The sequence below is a fragment of the Flavobacterium sp. ABG genome (assembly GCF_001027725.1).
In the GTDB taxonomy this organism is placed as follows: Bacteria; Bacteroidota; Bacteroidia; order Flavobacteriales; family Flavobacteriaceae; genus Flavobacterium; species Flavobacterium cupriresistens.
In genome coordinates this window covers 1-16,244 of sequence record NZ_LEKS01000020.1, presented here as the reverse complement: position 1 = coordinate 16,244, position 16,244 = coordinate 1, and the positions used below count along the sequence as shown (strand labels likewise).

Sequence of the window (16,244 nt, the reverse complement as noted above, 5' to 3'; positions counted from 1 at the left end):
TTTAATACTACGAAATTATGAAAATGTTTTCGGATAATCCTTTCATTACTATAATTAAAAATTATTCCACTACTTTAACTTTGCTGCTTATACTAGGCTCTTGTGCAACACATAAACCCCAATACGGGAAAAATGTGAGTGCCAATAAAGACGAAAACGCAACCGATACCATAAAAATTGCGCACACTTTTTATTTAGTGGGCGATGCCGGCAATGCAGATCAGGTACAAGCACAACAAACGTTGGAATTATTGCATGAAAAACTAAAAAAATCAAGCAAAAAAGCCACTTTACTTTTCTTAGGGGATAATATCTATCCAAAAGGTTTTCCCAGTAACGACAATGCTGCTGAGAAGACTTTAGCGGAAACAAAACTTACCAATCAATTAAAACTAACAGAAGGATTTAAAGGAAAAACCATTGTAATTCCAGGAAATCATGATTGGTATAATGGCATTAAAGGGCTGGAGCGTCAGGCTGCTTTTGTAACCGATTATCTTAAGGATAAAAAAGCATTCCTACCCCGAAAAAGCTGTGCAATCGAGGATGTTAAAATCGACAGTATCACCACGCTGATAGCTATTGATAGTGAATGGTTTCTGGAAGATTGGGACAACCACCCCACTATCAATGACAATTGCGAAATCAAAACCAGAGAAGCTTTTTTTGATGAACTGGAAAGCCTTTTAAACAAAAATCAAGAGAAGACTGTAATCATTGCCCTTCATCATCCTCTGATGAGCAATGGATCGCATGGTGGACAATTTTCATTAGAAAAACAATTATTCCCTTTAGAACAAAAAATTCCGCTTCCGATTATAGGTTCTTTTATCAATTTGTTACGTCAAACCTCCGGGGTAAGTCCACAGGATATTCAAAACAAAGAATATACAATTTATATCAAACGGATTAAAACTCTTTTACAAAAGCAAAAAAATGTGATCGTTGTTTCAGGACACGATCATAATCTGCAGTATGTCAATAAAGAAAACATCAAACAGATCATAAGCGGTGCCGGCTCCAAATCTGAAGCTGCCAGAGCGATTAACGCCAATGATTTTTCGTATGGTGGAAATGGGTACGCTACACTGACTTTGTTTAAAAGCGGGGATGCTAAAGTGACGTATTTTGGAAATGAAAACAATAAAGAAAAAAAGCTTTTTGAACATGAAATTATAAAAGCAAAAGAATTTAACTGGGCTTCCGAGATTCCAAATAATTTTCCGCCCACCTTTACTACTTCAATTTATACTAAGGAAATGACCCGAAAAAGTTTCGTTCATTCGTTTCTATTCGGAAAACATTACAGAAAATATTACAGCCTGCCAATTGAAGCTAAAACGGCCACATTGGATACGCTTATGGGGGGGGTGAAACCGATTCGCGAAGGTGGCGGTCACCAATCTATTTCGTTAAGAATGTCTGATGCTAAAGGTCGCGAATATGTAATGCGTGCCATGAAAAAAAGCGCTACACAGTTTTTACAAGCTGTAGCTTTTAAGGATCAGTATATTGTAAATGATTTTCAGGATACGTATGCCGAAGATTTCTTGTTGGATTTTTATACCACTTCTCATCCTTACACGCCCTTTGCGGTTGGTGAAATGGCAGATAAATTGAATTTACCACATACAAATCCGGTTTTATACTATATTCCAAAACAAAGCACTTTAAAAGAATACAACTCCAACTTCGGAGATGCATTGTATATGGTGGAAGAACGACCTGCCGACAACCATTTAGACGTTAAAAGTTACGGAAATCCAAGCGATATTATCAGCACTACCGATATGATGCTGAATCTTCACAAGGATGAAAAATACAGTGTTGATGAAAATGAATATATAAAAGCCCGTTTGTTTGATATGCTTATTGGCGATTGGGACAGACATAGCGATCAATGGCGTTGGGGCGAATATAAAAAAGACGGCAAGGTAATTTACAAACCGATTCCGCGCGATCGCGATCAGGCCTTTTCAAAATACGACGGAGCTTTGCTTTCGTTGTTAATGAACATTCCGGCACTTCGTCATATGCGCACTTTTAAGGATAAAATCGACAACGTTAAATGGTTCAACAGAGAACCTTATCCACTTGATTTGGCCTTTCTAAAAACTTCGAACGAAAAAGACTGGCTGGCGCAGGCAAAATTTATTCAGGAAAACTTAACCGACAGCGATATCGATCATGCTTTTAAACAACTGCCAAAAGAAGTTCAGGATCAAACCATTGAAGAGATTAAGGCAAAACTAAAGAACCGAAAAAAGGAACTTGATCAATATGCTTCTACCTATTTTAAAGTTTTGAGCCATACGGTCATGATTGCCGGAACAGACAAAAAAGACAAATTTATCATCAATCACAATGCCGCAAAAAGCATCGAGATTCAGGTGTACAGAGTTAAAAAAGAAGGAGATGATTTAATTTACACCAAAAACATCACCGACGACAAAACCGAAAATTTATGGGTGTATGGTTTAGATGACAACGATACTTTTCAAGTAATTGGAAAGCACAAATCAAATATAAAGATTCGTTTAATTGGAGGTCAGAACAATGACATTTACAACATTGAAAACGGAAAACGAGTGATTGTATATGATTTTAAATCAAAACAAAATACTTATAATTTAGATTCTAAAACACAAACACAATTGACTGACGATTATGATGTCAATTTATACAATTACGAAAAACCCAAATACAATGTAGTTTCGGGGCTTCCGAACATTGGTTATAATCCCGATGATGGTGTGAAGTTGGGTTTCAATTTAAATTATACGGTTAACAATTTTAAACAGAATCCGTATACGCAAAAACATGTTTTAAACGGTTTTTATTATTTTGCAACGGGAGGTCTGGAATTTACTTATGATGCTCATTTCCCCGGGTTATTAGGAAAATGGGTTATTGATGTGGAGTCAAAATACACCACACCTAATTTTGCCATCAACTATTTTGGTTACGGAAATGAAACCCAAAATAAGGATCAGGAATTTGACATGGATTACAACAGAGTCCGCATTCAGCAATTTAAAGTCGCTGGAGCCATCAGACACGTTGGTCGTTACGGAAGTGAGTTTACTTTCAAACCCTTCCTGGAACAAATGAAAGTGGAAGAAACCAGAGACCGATTCATAAACGTACCTAACAGTATCAATCCTGATGTTTTTGACAGTAAACTTTTTGGAGGTGTAAAAGTGAAATACAGTTTTAAAAATTCCGACTTTAAAGCAAAACCGACTTTAGGAATGGCTTTTTCGATTGAAGCGAGTTGGACCGCCAATTTAGACGATGCAAAACAAAACTTCCCATCGTTAGAAAGTATTTTAGGTTTTACACATAAAATTGACAAAAACGGCAAACTGATTTTGGCCACTTACCTTAAAGGAAAAGCAATATTAAATGACAATTACGAGTTTTATCAAGGAGCCACTCTGGGAGGTGATAAAGATCTCCGCGGTTATAGAAACGAGCGTTTCTTAGGAAATTCTTACTTCTCTCAAAGCAGTGATTTAAGACTTTCTATCGGTAAAATTCAACGCACTATCGTACCATTAACCTACGGAATTCTGGCCGGTTTTGATTACGGAAGAATTTGGCTAGACGGAGAAAACTCCAGAAAATGGCACCAGGATTACGGTGGCGGACTTTGGATCAATGCCGTAAATACAGTCACAGCAAGAATCTCTTATTTTAAATCCCCTGACGAGGTGGGTAGAGTAATTTTTGGGGCGGCCTATAGTTTTTAGCTTTCTGAGGTGCTGAGGCTCTAAGCTGCTAAGTAACTAAGTTTTTTCTTTGTGAAATGTGAAATACGAAATGGGTGCATCTCAATGATATCGACCCTTTTTAGAATAATGACGTAAAAAATAAACAATAAAAACATTTTGTTTCACAACTCACATTTCACATTATTTAACTTTTGGAGCGGCCTATAGCTTTTAACAAGGTTCAAAGGAACAGAGGTTTATTCATAATTAAAAAAGTGAGCTATGATTTGGCAATTACCATTTCATAGCTCACTTTTAGCTTTTAAAACAGGCATGTCACCATCCCCATTTCACGTTATCCATTTTCTAATTATCACATTTTCTAATTATCTAATTATCCCCCACAACTACTTCAGCTTAAACTCATAAACCTTACCTCCTACTTTATTTGTTTTTTCATCGGCGATGAGTAAGGTTGTATTGTCTTTGAAAACGATGGCTTCTTTTTGTGAAAAATCATTCAGTTCTATTTCAGTCTGCGAGCCTTTGTGGAATAAATCCCCTTTGAATCCTTTGAATAAAACAAGTTTATCATGACTTAACAGCACCACTTTTTTTCCGTCAGGGCTTATTGTTGCACTGGTCAGAACACAATGATTATAGTTGGCACAGGTTTTAAATTCACCAATTTTAGTGGCTTTTTGAGTTCCTGCCGCATTTGGGATTTTATAGATAAAAACGGTACCGTCAAAGCCTTTGCTTCTGTTTTTGGTGAAAAGATAAAAGTTGTTCTGATATTCGAAGAAACTTTCAACATCAAAAAATAGTTCTTTTTTCTTTGGAGGAAACTCGGTTTGTTCCGGATACGAAAAGGAAATTTTATATGCTGAAACGGCATTTTCTTTATTCAATTCGTTTTTAGCCACTTTATAAATACACAAGTCTTTGCGTTTATTATCATTATTCCCAAAATCTCCTATGTAAATATTTCCGGCCTGATCTTTTGTAATATCTTCCCAATCTACATTTGTGGCGTTGGTAACGGTAATGGTTTTATTTATTTTGCCCTCCGCATTTAATGCATAGATTTTGTTGGCATTCCCGCTATCTTCCAAAGTATAAATCAAATTAGATTTAGGAAAATAAGTAATCCCGGAAACTTCCTTAAGCTTTTTCGGAAGCGAAAAAAGCGTTTTTAAATCATTACCTGATTGTTGCTGACAAGCTAATAAAACAATTGAAACAGCAAGTAGAAAAAATTTTCTCATAAATAAATATTTTAAAGTTTTTGCCACAGATTAAAAGATTACAATGATTAAAAAAATCCTTTAAATCTGTGCAATCTGTGGCAAGCTAATTTTAAACTAAATTCGTATTTTTAAAATTACGCGTAATAAACTCAAAAGCAGCAAACATAATATGCCCCATCGATCTGGCATTTTTAAATTTCATATCATTAGTATAACGATACAATTCCATTTTTAGTTGATTCAGATGTTCTTCTGTCGAAATCGTGTCGTGACACATAATATTCAACAACTTTTTCATTCGGTTCTCGGCAGAATGAATACGTTTGGCCAAAATAGCCCTTTCCTCATCTTTATACTGAAGGATCGAACGTTCTTCTAACTTTTCTTTAATCAATTTAATCATCGGATAGTTTTCCTTAAAAAACTGAGGACGATAGACCTTAAAATTTCCCTCGTAACACTGCTGATCAAAATCTATTGGGCGAATTTTATAAACCACCTGATCAAAATCATGAATCGGTACAATCACATAATTATACGCCCTCATGTCTCCCAAAAGCCGAATCATGCAACGCTCATTAAACTTTACGAACTCTTTTGCGATCTGAGATTTTTCCATCTCTGTACAATTGTGCAACAACGTATCCATAAAAACATCACCGGGAATCCCAATAATATGCTCTTCGATTAGAGTATCTTTATAAACTAAAAAGTTAATTTTATCCGGCGAAAGAATATCTTCCAATTCCAGTCCGTAAATCCTCGAAGCATCTGCTTTTTTAATATAAAAATGAACGTAATTGTCATTGAGAATATTTCGGACTTTTATCCGGAATGGTTTCGAATTTCCGAAGGTACAGTAATCAATCGCATCAATATTCAAAAACTGTATGATCTCGCTATTACCATCAGAATGTAAAAGAGAATAAATTTTCTTTAAATTTAAATCGATTTCATTTCGTTCAAATTCATTGTAATACACCCGAATCCATAAAGTGTCTGTTTCATTTTTATCATAGACATTTACCGAACCGGAAAACCGCAATAAATCATCATAGAACACAGATACTTTCGAGATTCGTTCGTATCGTTCCAAGTAACTTAAAAGAGAGGGTAATAAAGGGTAAGATGGTTTTTTTAAGACCATTAAAGGCTCGCTCATTTTGAATATCTTTAATACAAATTTACAGTAAATTATAATTTTAAACACATAAATAAAATTTGACGTAACAATAAACAACTTGAATCGTCATACTAAAAACTAAAACCGAAATAAATTTGGAAACCATTCTTACTATCGAAAATCTTCACAAAAGATACGGCCGCATTCAAGCCTTAAAAAATGTATCTTTTGAAATACAAAAAGGCCGTGTTTATGGCATACTAGGTCCCAATGGAAGTGGAAAATCAACCACCTTGGGTATTGTCCTGAATGTTGTAAACCGAACATCAGGGAGCTACAGTTGGTTTAACGGACAAATCCAAACCCACGATGCCTTAAAAAAGGTAGGTGCCATTATAGAAAGACCGAACTTTTACCCCTACATGACGGCAGAAGAAAACCTGAAATTGGTTTGCAAAATAAAAAGCATTGATTATTCTAAAATTAATGAAAAGCTGGATTTAGTGGGTCTAACGGAAAGAAAAAACAGCAAATTCAGCACTTTTTCTTTAGGAATGAAACAACGTCTCGCTATTGCTTCGGCGCTGTTAAATGATCCTGAAATTTTAATTTTAGACGAACCAACAAATGGTTTAGACCCACAGGGAATTCACCAGATTCGTGATATTATCCGAAAAATTGCTTCACAAGGAACTACTATTTTATTGGCTTCTCATTTGCTGGACGAAGTCGAAAAAGTATGTTCGCATGTAATTGTACTGCGAAAAGGAGAAATTCTATACTCCGGTTCTGTTGACGGAATGTCTGCTAACGAAGGCTTTTTTGAAGTTCAGGCCAATGATAATGAAGCCTTGAAAAACGTGCTGCAAGAACATCCGACCGTAGACCATGTGGTCGAAGAAGAAGGAAAGGTTTTGGTATACCTAAAGTCCGATTTGTCTGCCTCTGAACTGAATTTGTATTTATTCTCTAAAGACATTGCACTAAGTCATTTAGTAAAACGCAAAAACAGCTTAGAAGCCCAGTTTTTAGAATTAACCAAAAATACCACTCCAAAAAACAACTAAACCATGAACAGACTTATCTCTATAGAATTGCAAAAAATCTGGAAAAACAAAGCCAGTCGTGTCTTAACGTTAACCTATTTCATTTTACTTTCCTTCATTGCCTTAATTGCTTCGATCAAATTTGATATTGGTGTTTTTAAATTCCATCTGGCAGAAATGGGAATTTTCAATTTCCCTTTTATCTGGCATTTTAACACTTATATTGCGGCATGGCTCAAGTTTTTCCTCGCCATTGTTATTGTTTCTATGATGGCTAATGAATATAGTTACGGGACTTTAAAACAAAATCTGATTGACGGTTTAAGCAAAAAAGAATTTATATTGTCTAAATTTCTAACCGTTGTTGTTTTTGCATTGTGCTCTACAATTTTTGTCTTTGTGATGAGCTTAATCTTAGGATTGTGCTTTTCTTCTTATACCGAATTCGGAATTATTTTTACAGATTTGGATTATCTTTTAGCCTTTTTTGTAAAACTAACGGGCTTCTTTTCGTTCTGTTTGTTTTTAGGAATTTTGGTAAAACGATCTGCATTTGCTTTGGGTTTTCTTTTGGTTTGGAGTATAATCGAAGGAGTCGTTAAAGGAATTTTGGCTTTTAAAATTTTCCCGGATAGTAACATCGGTCATTACATAATGCAATTTTTTCCATTAGAAGCAATGTCAAATTTAATCATTGAACCCTTTTCACGACTGTCGGTAATAAAAACTATCGGAACTCAAATGGGAGTTGAAAGTACTAAAGATTATGGTGTACATTATCTTCCTATATTGATTGTTTTAATCTGGACATTTATCTTCGTCTATTCTTCATACAAATTATTAAAAAATAGAGATTTATAGTATATTTGTTATACTATGCACTATTTAAAAAACATTTTATTAGTCTTATTTATCAGTTGCGCATTTGCGAAAGTAAATGCGCAAAACATCACTATTGACGATCAAAAAGATCCTACGTTTCTCATTGAAGACGTTTTAGTTACCAGCTCTTGTGCTGCTGCTACCAACGCGACAGGTTTGGGGGATACGTTTAGACCTGGGAAAAAAAGTTTTGCCTATTTTAACCGAAATGGAAGCAATTTTCCTTTTGCAGAAGGAATCGTAATAGCAACATCAACTGCTCAAAGCGCTATAGGCCCCTATGTAAGTAATGTTGTAAGCAGTGATAGTGATAGCTGGATAGGGGATACTAATCTGGATCAGGTACTAGGAATTCAGTCTGTAAATGCAACAGTGCTGGAATTTGATTTTGTTGCTACCGCAAATTCATTGAGTTTTAATTATATTTTTGCTTCAAACGAATACCAATACGATTATCCGTGTCAATATTCGGATGGGTTTGCTTTTTTAATTAGAGAAGCCGGAACAAGCGATCCCTACACCAATCTGGCGGTACTACCCAAAACTACCACTCCCGTTTCTTCTGTAAACATTCGTCCGGCAATTGGTCCCGGAGTGCGACCAGGAGGGATTGCCTATACGGGTTGCCCTGCTTCAAATCTAAACTTTTTTAATGGTCTAAATACCAATACCAGTCCGGTAAATTACGCAGGACAAACAGTAGTTATGACCGCTCAGTCTACTGTAGTCTCAGGAAAAACATACCATGTAAAATTAGTCATAGCCGATGATCAAAATAAAAATCTCGAGTCAGCCATTTTTCTGGAAGCCGGAAGTTTTCTTTCGAAAATTAACTTAGGTGAAGACCGTACGATTGCTGCCAATAATCCTGCTTGTTTTGGAGAAAAGGTAGTACTAGACTCCAAACTGGACATCGCAGACTATAATTTTAAATGGTATAAAAAAGAAGACCCTACAACTATTTTAGGTACAAATGCAACTTTTGAAGTGACTGATGCCGGAACTTATAAAATTGAAGCTTCACTTAAAACAACAGGCTGTACAGCCTATGGAGAAATCAAAATTGATTATGCTCCCGAAATACTTTCAACAGATACTCTCCTTTTACAATGTGATGATGATACCGACGGTTTTTCAATCTTCAATTTGACCAAAGTAGATAATATTATAAAAAACAATGTTTCGACCATTACAAACAATGGGTATTACGAATCCCTGACTAATGCACAAGCTAAAACAAACGCCATTGCAAATCCGGGAAACTATATCAATAAAAGCCCCAATCAAATTATCTATGCCAGAATTGAAAACCAATACAAATGTTATAAAATTGTCGAAGTCACTTTACAAATTGCAACCACAACAATCGCTGATCAAAATCCAATAAAAACCTGTGACGACGATGGCAATCCTGATGGGTTCTATCAATTTGATCTTAAAGCACAAGTGAACCCACAACTTACCACAGGTTTACCAAGCGGATTAACTCCTTATTATTATCTCAATGCAATTGATGCTATAACGGAAGTAAATGCGTTACCAAATCTCTTTAAAAACACTACAGCGTATTCCCAAACCATTTATGCAAGAGTGGTCAATGGAGCCGATTGTTATGACATTACCCCAATTACTTTGGTTGTAAATGTTTTTGATCCGCCAAATTTTGAAGATGAAGCCGCTTATTTATGCAAAGGAAATCAGATTGATCTGGTAGCAGATCCCGGCTTTAGCAGCTACGTTTGGTCTACAGGAGACACAAGCAATCGTATTACCGTTACTAATCCCGGAGATTATTCGGTAAAAGTGACTGATGTAAACGGCTGCGAAAAGACTAAAAAATACAAAGTAACCTTATCTGAACCGGCTGTTATTACCGATGCTATTATTAAAGATTTCTCTGCGAATGATAATTCTGTTCTACTAAAATATACCGGAGTTGGAAACTATGAATTTTCGTTAGACGGAATTTCTTTTCAAGACGACCCTTTATTCACAAGAGTAAGCCCGGGAATCTATAATGCCATTGCGAGAGACAAAAACGGTTGTGGTAGTTCCAATTTGTTTTTGGTCTATGTATTAGACTACCCAAGATTTTTTACTCCAAATGGAGACAGCCATAATGATTTATGGCTAATCGAAAACTTAGACCAACTTCCGAACTACACCATTTCTATTTTTGACCGCTACGGAAAATTATTAAAACAAATGAATCAAAACAGCTCAGGCTGGAATGGAGTATTCAACGGCCAGCAATTACCCGCAGCGGATTATTGGTTTGATTTAAACTTCATTAATGGCAAAAATGTTAAAGGGCACTTTAGTCTTAAAAGATAACTTTTAATAAATTCCAATCTTTTTAAATTCCAAATTCCAATACATATTGTAAAAAAAGAATTCCAAACTCTAGAGGTCATTTTAGTCTTAAAAGATGACTTTCAATAAATTCCAATCTTTTTAAATTCCAAATTCCAATACTTATTAAGAAAGAATCCTAAACTCCGGCATTGGAATTTGGGATTTTTTATATTGGATTTTAAACCTCTGCCTATGATTCTGTCATTTCGACGTAAGGAGAAATCACATCCAATATTCGACAAAGATTGGTGCTTTTCTTTACGGAATTTCTTGTGTGATTTCTCCTTCGTCGAAAGGACAAACTAAGTGCGTTTTTTGAAATAACTCTTTTAAACAAACTCAATTTTTACATCTAATATTAAAAATTTAAAATTCCAATACTTATATAAAAAAAAGAATCCTAAACTCCAGAATTGGAATTTGGAATTTTTTATATTGGATTTTAAACCTCTGTCTATGTCTCTGTCATTTCGACGTAAGGAGAAATCACATCCAATATTCGACAAAGATTGGAGCTTTTCTTTACGGAATTTCTTGTGTGATTTCTCCTTCGTCGAAAGGACAAACTGAATTTTAACATCCAATTTTCTAAATTCCAAATTCCAATATTTGTTGTAAAAAAGAATCCCAAACTCCTGAGTTGGAATTTGGGATTTTTTATATTGGATTTTAAACCCCTACCTATGGTTCTGTCATTTCGACGTAAGGAGAAATCACATCCAATATTCGACAAAGATTGGCGCTTTTCTTTACGGAATTTCTTGTGTGATTTCTCCTTCGTCGAAAGGACAAGCTAAGTGCGTTTTTTGAAATAATTCTTTTAAACAAACTCAATTTTTACATCTAATATTAAAAATTTAAAATTCCAATACTTATATAAAAAAAAGAATCCCAAACTCCAGAATTGGAATTTGGGATTTTTTATATTGGATTTTAAACCTCTGCCTATGGTTCTGTCATTTCGACGAAGGAGAAATCACATCCAATATTCGACAAAGATTGGCGCTTTTCTTTACGGAATTTCTTGTGTGATTTCTCCTTCGTCGAAAGGACAAACTCAATTCTTACATCCAATTTTCTAATTTCCAAATTCCAATATTTGTTGTAAAAAAAATCCCAAACTCCTGAGTTGGAATTTGGGATTTTTATATTGAAATTTAAATAACTTAGAATTTAAATCTTTTTCTATCAGTTTCTGTCAAGTAGATTTTTCTCAAACGAATAGATTTTGGAGTAACCTCTACATATTCATCTTTTTGAATGTACTCTAATGCTTCTTCTAGAGAGAAAATGATTGGAGGAATAATTCTCGCTTTTTCATCATTTCCAGAAGAACGAACGTTAGATTGTTTTTTCTCTTTCGTTACGTTTACACACATATCATCACCACGAGAGTTTTCTCCAATTACCTGACCTTCATAGATTTCAGCATTTGGCTCAACGAAGAATTTACCACGATCTTGTAATTTATCGATAGAATAAGGAATAGCTTTTCCTTTTTCCATAGAAATTAACGAACCTTTGTTACGTCCTGAAATTTCACCTTTGTAAGGCTCATATCCAATGAAACGGTGTGCCATAATAGCCTCACCAGCTGTTGCAGTAAGTAATTGGTTACGCAATCCAATAATTCCACGAGATGGAATATTAAATTTAACAATCATACGTTCCCCTTTAGTTTCCATACTCAACATTTCACCTTTACGCATGGTAACAAACTCTACCGCTCTACCTGAAAGTGATTCCGGTAAATCGATTGTCAATTCCTCGATAGGCTCACATTTTTTACCATCAATTTCTTTGATGATAACTTGTGGTTGTCCGATTTGTAACTCATATCCTTCTCTTCTCATTGTTTCAATAAGAACAGATAAGTGAAGTACTCCACGACCAAAAACCATGAATTTATCAGCAGAATCAGTTTCACCTAACTTCATAGCTAAGTTTTTCTCTAATTCTTTTGTCAATCTTTCTCTAATATGACGAGAAGTTACAAATTTACCTTCTTTACCAAAGAAAGGAGAGTCATTAATAGTAAACAACATACTCATTGTTGGCTCATCGATAGCAATAGAAGCTAAACCTTCAGGATTTTCAAAATCAGAAATAGTATCTCCAATTTCGAAACCTTCAACACCAACAATAGCACAAATATCTCCAGCAATTACTTCAGTTACTTTTTTACGTCCAAGACCTTCAAAAGTATGTAATTCTTTAATTCTAGATTTTGATACAGTACCATCTCTTTTTACCAAAGAAATTGGCATTCCTTCTTTCAAGACACCTCTTTCTAAACGACCGATAGCGATACGTCCTGTAAAAGCTGAGAAATCTAAAGATGTAATCAACATTTGAGGATTACCTTCTGATACTTTAGGAGCTGGTACATTTTCAACAACCATATCCAATAATGCTTCAACATTATCAGTTACGTTTTCCCAATGGTCAGACATCCAGTTATTTTTAGCAGAACCATAAACGGTTGGGAAATCCAACTGCCATTCTTCAGCACCTAATTCAAACATTAAGTCAAAAACTTTTTCGTGAACTTCTTCAGGAGTACAGTTCTCTTTATCAACTTTGTTGATAACTACACAAGGCTTAAGACCTAAGTCAATCGCTTTTTGTAATACGAAACGCGTTTGTGGCATTGGACCTTCAAAAGCATCCACTAGCAAACATACACCATCGGCCATGTTCAAAACACGTTCTACTTCACCTCCAAAATCCGCGTGGCCAGGAGTGTCAATAATATTGATCTTTGTTCCTTTATATTGAACTGATACGTTCTTAGAAGTAATAGTAATACCTCTCTCGCGCTCTAAATCGTTATTATCAAGAATTAAATCACCTGTGTTTTCGTTGTCACGAAATAATTGACAGTGATACATAATTTTATCAACCAAAGTGGTTTTACCGTGATCGACGTGGGCAATAATTGCAATGTTTCTAATAGATTCCATCTGTGATTTTTAATGGGTGCAAAGGTACACTTTATTTTGATATAAAAAACGTTTCTGCGATAGTTTGCGTACAGACAAGCAATTAGTTGTTTAAATCAATGTAAATTTACGCCTCAAAATGAACTTTAATTATTGTTTAATTATGGTTAATTTAACTATATTTGAGTGATGAAAAGTAAAACTCTCCAAATTACTCTAATTTATATTATCATTTCGTTATTTATGGCTATAATCTGTCATAAACTACTCGCCAGCTTCATTTCCTCCAAAGAAAATTTTTATTTATTTTTCATTAAAGACATTTTATTCATACTTATAACTGGTCTTATTTTCAAATACATACTAGCAAAAAACGAAAGTAAAAATGTTGCCGTTTTTGAAAAATTAAAGAAAACAAACGAAGACATTAAAGAATCGAACGAAAAATATGACATTGTAGCAAAAGCAACGAGCGATACCATTTGGGACTGGAAAATTCAGAAAGACAGCATCGGATGGAACAAAGGAATAGAAAGCGTTTTTGGATATAACCATAAAGAGGTAGGCAAAACATCAAAATGGTGGTTTGATAAAATCCATCCGGAAGACAGTATCAGAATGTCTATTAAACTTTATTCTTTTATTGAACAGAAAACAGAAAAATGGCAGGATCAATATCGTTTCAGATGCGCAGACGGAACTTATAAATATGTTTTAGACCGAGGGTTTTTATTGAAAGATGAAAACGGCAGAGCCATCAGAATGATTGGAGCTATTCAGGACATTACAAAACAGAAAGAAGAAGAACAACGATTGAAACTTTTAGAAACGGTAATCACACAATCTAAAGATTCGATTTTAATCACAGAAGCCAATTCAGCAAGCGGCAGAATTCCTAAAATAGTTTACATCAATCCCGCCTTCTCACAAATGTCGGGTTACCAGCCCAATGAAATAATAGGAAAATCAACAAACATTTTCAACAAAGGACCAAATTCAGATTCAGATGAGTTGAAAAAACTATTAAAAGCAATTAAAAACGAAGAGGAATGCCTGATCGAAACGATAGGCTACACCAAACAAAAAGAAGAATATTGGGTTCGGTTTTCCATGATTCCGATTTTCAATAACGAAGGGGTTATTTCCCACTGGATCTCCATTCAAAGAGACATTACAGATGAGAAAAAACTAGAAACAGAGAAAGAACATCTTATTCGCGAACTAACACAAAACAACAAAGATTTAAAACAATTCTCTTATATAACATCTCATAACCTAAGGGCACCGCTCTCTAATCTAATCGGACTTTTAAACCTGATAGAGGATATTCCGATAGAAAATCCCGAACTCGAAGAAATCCTAGCCGGTTTCAACAAATCGACACATTTATTAAACGAAACAATAAACGATTTAGTAAAAGTAATCATCATCAAAGACAACCCTTCGATGCAAAAAGAAGAAGTTTCTTTGAAAGAAGTTTTTGAAAACGTTTTCAGTCAACTGTCTTTTCAGATCGAACTACACAAACCAATTATCAAACTCAAATTCGACAGAGTTCCTTTATTAAACACAAATAAAGCTTATATTGAAAGTATTTTACTCAACCTGTTAACCAATTCCATCAAATACAAATCCGAAAACAGAAAGTTAAAAATATCTATTATCGCTGAACAAATCGACCACAAAGCCATATTAACCTTTAAAGACAACGGAATCGGAATAGATCTGGAAAGAAATAAAGACAAAGTATTCGGGCTATACCAGAGATTTCACAATTATCCTGACAGCAAAGGCCTAGGCTTATATCTCGTAAAATCACAGGTAGAAACCATGGGAGGAACAATAAGCATCGAAAGCGAAGTCAACAAAGGAACTACATTTACAATAACATTTAAAAATTAACATTATGCTTGAGCAAATTTTATGCATTGACGATGATCCAATCACGTTAATGTTATGCAAAAAAGTAATTTCAAAATCTTCATTCTCAAATGAAATTATCACAGCACAAAATGGCGAAGAAGCATTACATCACTTTAACACCTTAAAATACAATAACTGCAAAAACAAAGTCAACAAAAAACCGGAATTAATCTTTTTAGACCTTAACATGCCCGTTATGAGCGGATGGGAGTTCCTGGACCACTTTACCTCTCCGGATTATGCCGAATTCAATACAGCCAATGTCATCGTATTATCTTCCACAATTGACCCTGAAGATTTAGCCAAAGCAAAAAAATATCCTATTATCATCGATTTTCTTTCCAAACCTGTCACACAACCGATGCTGGAATACCTAAAGAAAAAAATTGCGCCTTGAGGGGCTTATTTTTTTTTAAAATTCCAAATTTTTTAAATTCCAAATTCCAATGGGAAGGTAAATATGAGAGAACTTAGGAAGGGGCGGTTTTTTTCTTATCTACTCTGCTCTTTCTTCAAAAAACAATACAATACAAAACACTTATTGACGATCTTATACTTTTCTATCATAGCTTCTTAAGCCTCTATTCCTCAACTTCTGTCTTTGACGATCTCGCAAAGACGCCAAGCCGCTAAGTTTTTTTTCTTTTCTTTAGCTCACCCTTTCCGTTTTCTACTTTCTCACCTTGGATTTCTAAAAATGTTATGGAGTCTCAAAGTTTTTTCTACTTTTTCATTAGAACTTTGCGATTTTGCGACTTTGCGACATTTTTTAACCATTTGCCACGAGTTGCACCAATTTGCACGAATTATTTCGGATCAAGACACATTGTTGTAGAGAAATAATAAAACCTCACAGAGTCACTAAGGCTACAAAAGTCAGACACTCACTCTGTCTTTTTTCACGAAGGTGACCCGAACGAAAGCGAATAAACCAAATAAATCTGCCTTTGCTGAGCTTGTTTTTACGGAGTTTCTTGCGGAGATTTCTCCTTCGTCGAAAGGACAAACTG

At 34.8% G+C, this 16,244-nt stretch carries 9 protein-coding genes; 6 read left to right on the top strand and 3 right to left on the bottom strand.

Translation table 11 applies throughout. From position 1 onward, the window contains the following. Nucleotides 1-17: 17 nt before the first annotated feature. Nucleotides 18-3,752, top strand: a complete 3,735-nt coding sequence (locus tag AB674_RS17675) for a metallophosphoesterase (RefSeq protein WP_047778604.1) — start codon at nt 18-20, stop codon at nt 3,750-3,752. A gap of 368 nt (nt 3,753-4,120) precedes the next feature. Here the strand turns inward: AB674_RS17675 and AB674_RS17670 are convergent, their stop codons facing one another. Together AB674_RS17670 and AB674_RS17665 are read right to left on the bottom strand one after the other, a co-directional pair. Next, entirely contained in the window at nt 4,121-4,981 is an 861-nt protein-coding gene (locus AB674_RS17670) for a hypothetical protein (protein ID WP_047778603.1), read from the bottom strand. Nucleotides 4,982-5,072: 91 nt separating this feature from the next. Continuing rightward, nucleotides 5,073-6,125, bottom strand: coding sequence for a hypothetical protein (locus AB674_RS17665; protein ID WP_047778602.1), 1,053 nt, complete (start codon nt 6,123-6,125; stop codon nt 5,073-5,075). Between the two features lie 116 nt (nt 6,126-6,241). Here AB674_RS17665 and AB674_RS17660 point away from each other — a divergent pair, with 116 nt between their 5' ends. Genes AB674_RS17660 through AB674_RS17650 form a run of 3 tightly spaced genes read left to right on the top strand, consistent with a single transcriptional unit; the run spans nt 6,242 to nt 10,348 of the window. Then, on the top strand, nt 6,242-7,153 hold the full coding sequence (locus AB674_RS17660; protein WP_047778601.1) for an ABC transporter ATP-binding protein: 912 nt from the start codon (nt 6,242-6,244) through the stop codon (nt 7,151-7,153). Nucleotides 7,154-7,156: 3 nt separating this feature from the next. Next, nucleotides 7,157-7,993, top strand: a complete 837-nt coding sequence (locus AB674_RS17655; protein WP_047778600.1) for an ABC transporter permease — start codon at nt 7,157-7,159, stop codon at nt 7,991-7,993. Between the two features lie 15 nt (nt 7,994-8,008). Next, nucleotides 8,009-10,348, top strand: coding sequence for a T9SS type B sorting domain-containing protein (locus AB674_RS17650; protein ID WP_047778599.1), 2,340 nt, complete (start codon nt 8,009-8,011; stop codon nt 10,346-10,348). 1,187 nt (nt 10,349-11,535) lie between these two features. Here the strand turns inward: AB674_RS17650 and typA are convergent. Next, a complete protein-coding gene (typA, locus tag AB674_RS17640) occupies nt 11,536-13,332 on the bottom strand; it encodes a translational GTPase TypA (protein WP_047778597.1) in 1,797 nt (598 codons plus the stop codon). A gap of 168 nt (nt 13,333-13,500) precedes the next feature. Between typA and AB674_RS17635 the strand changes: the two genes are divergently transcribed. Both AB674_RS17635 and AB674_RS17630 read left to right on the top strand, forming a co-directional pair. Then, complete coding sequence (locus tag AB674_RS17635) at nt 13,501-15,213, top strand: PAS domain-containing sensor histidine kinase (protein ID WP_047778596.1); 1,713 nt, start codon at nt 13,501-13,503, stop codon at nt 15,211-15,213. Between the two features lie 4 nt (nt 15,214-15,217). Further along, nucleotides 15,218-15,631 carry a response regulator gene (locus AB674_RS17630; protein WP_047778595.1) on the top strand — a complete coding sequence of 138 codons (414 nt, stop codon included), beginning with the start codon at nt 15,218-15,220 and terminating at the stop codon, nt 15,629-15,631. Nucleotides 15,632-16,244: the final 613 nt, after the last annotated feature.

Bases quoted from the DNA above. Each gene is read 5' to 3' on its own strand.
- AB674_RS17675 (WP_047778604.1), top strand. From the start codon at position 18: ATGAAAATGTTTTCGGATAATCCTTTCATTACTATAATTAAAAATTAT.
- AB674_RS17670 (WP_047778603.1), bottom strand. From the start codon at position 4,981: ATGAGAAAATTTTTTCTACTTGCTGTTTCAATTGTTTTATTAGCTTGT.
- AB674_RS17665 (WP_047778602.1), bottom strand. From the start codon at position 6,125: ATGAGCGAGCCTTTAATGGTCTTAAAAAAACCATCTTACCCTTTATTA.
- AB674_RS17655 (WP_047778600.1), top strand. From the start codon at position 7,157: ATGAACAGACTTATCTCTATAGAATTGCAAAAAATCTGGAAAAACAAA.
- AB674_RS17650 (WP_047778599.1), top strand. From the start codon at position 8,009: ATGCACTATTTAAAAAACATTTTATTAGTCTTATTTATCAGTTGCGCA.
- typA (WP_047778597.1), bottom strand. From the start codon at position 13,332: ATGGAATCTATTAGAAACATTGCAATTATTGCCCACGTCGATCACGGT.
- AB674_RS17635 (WP_047778596.1), top strand. From the start codon at position 13,501: ATGAAAAGTAAAACTCTCCAAATTACTCTAATTTATATTATCATTTCG.
- AB674_RS17630 (WP_047778595.1), top strand. From the start codon at position 15,218: ATGCTTGAGCAAATTTTATGCATTGACGATGATCCAATCACGTTAATG.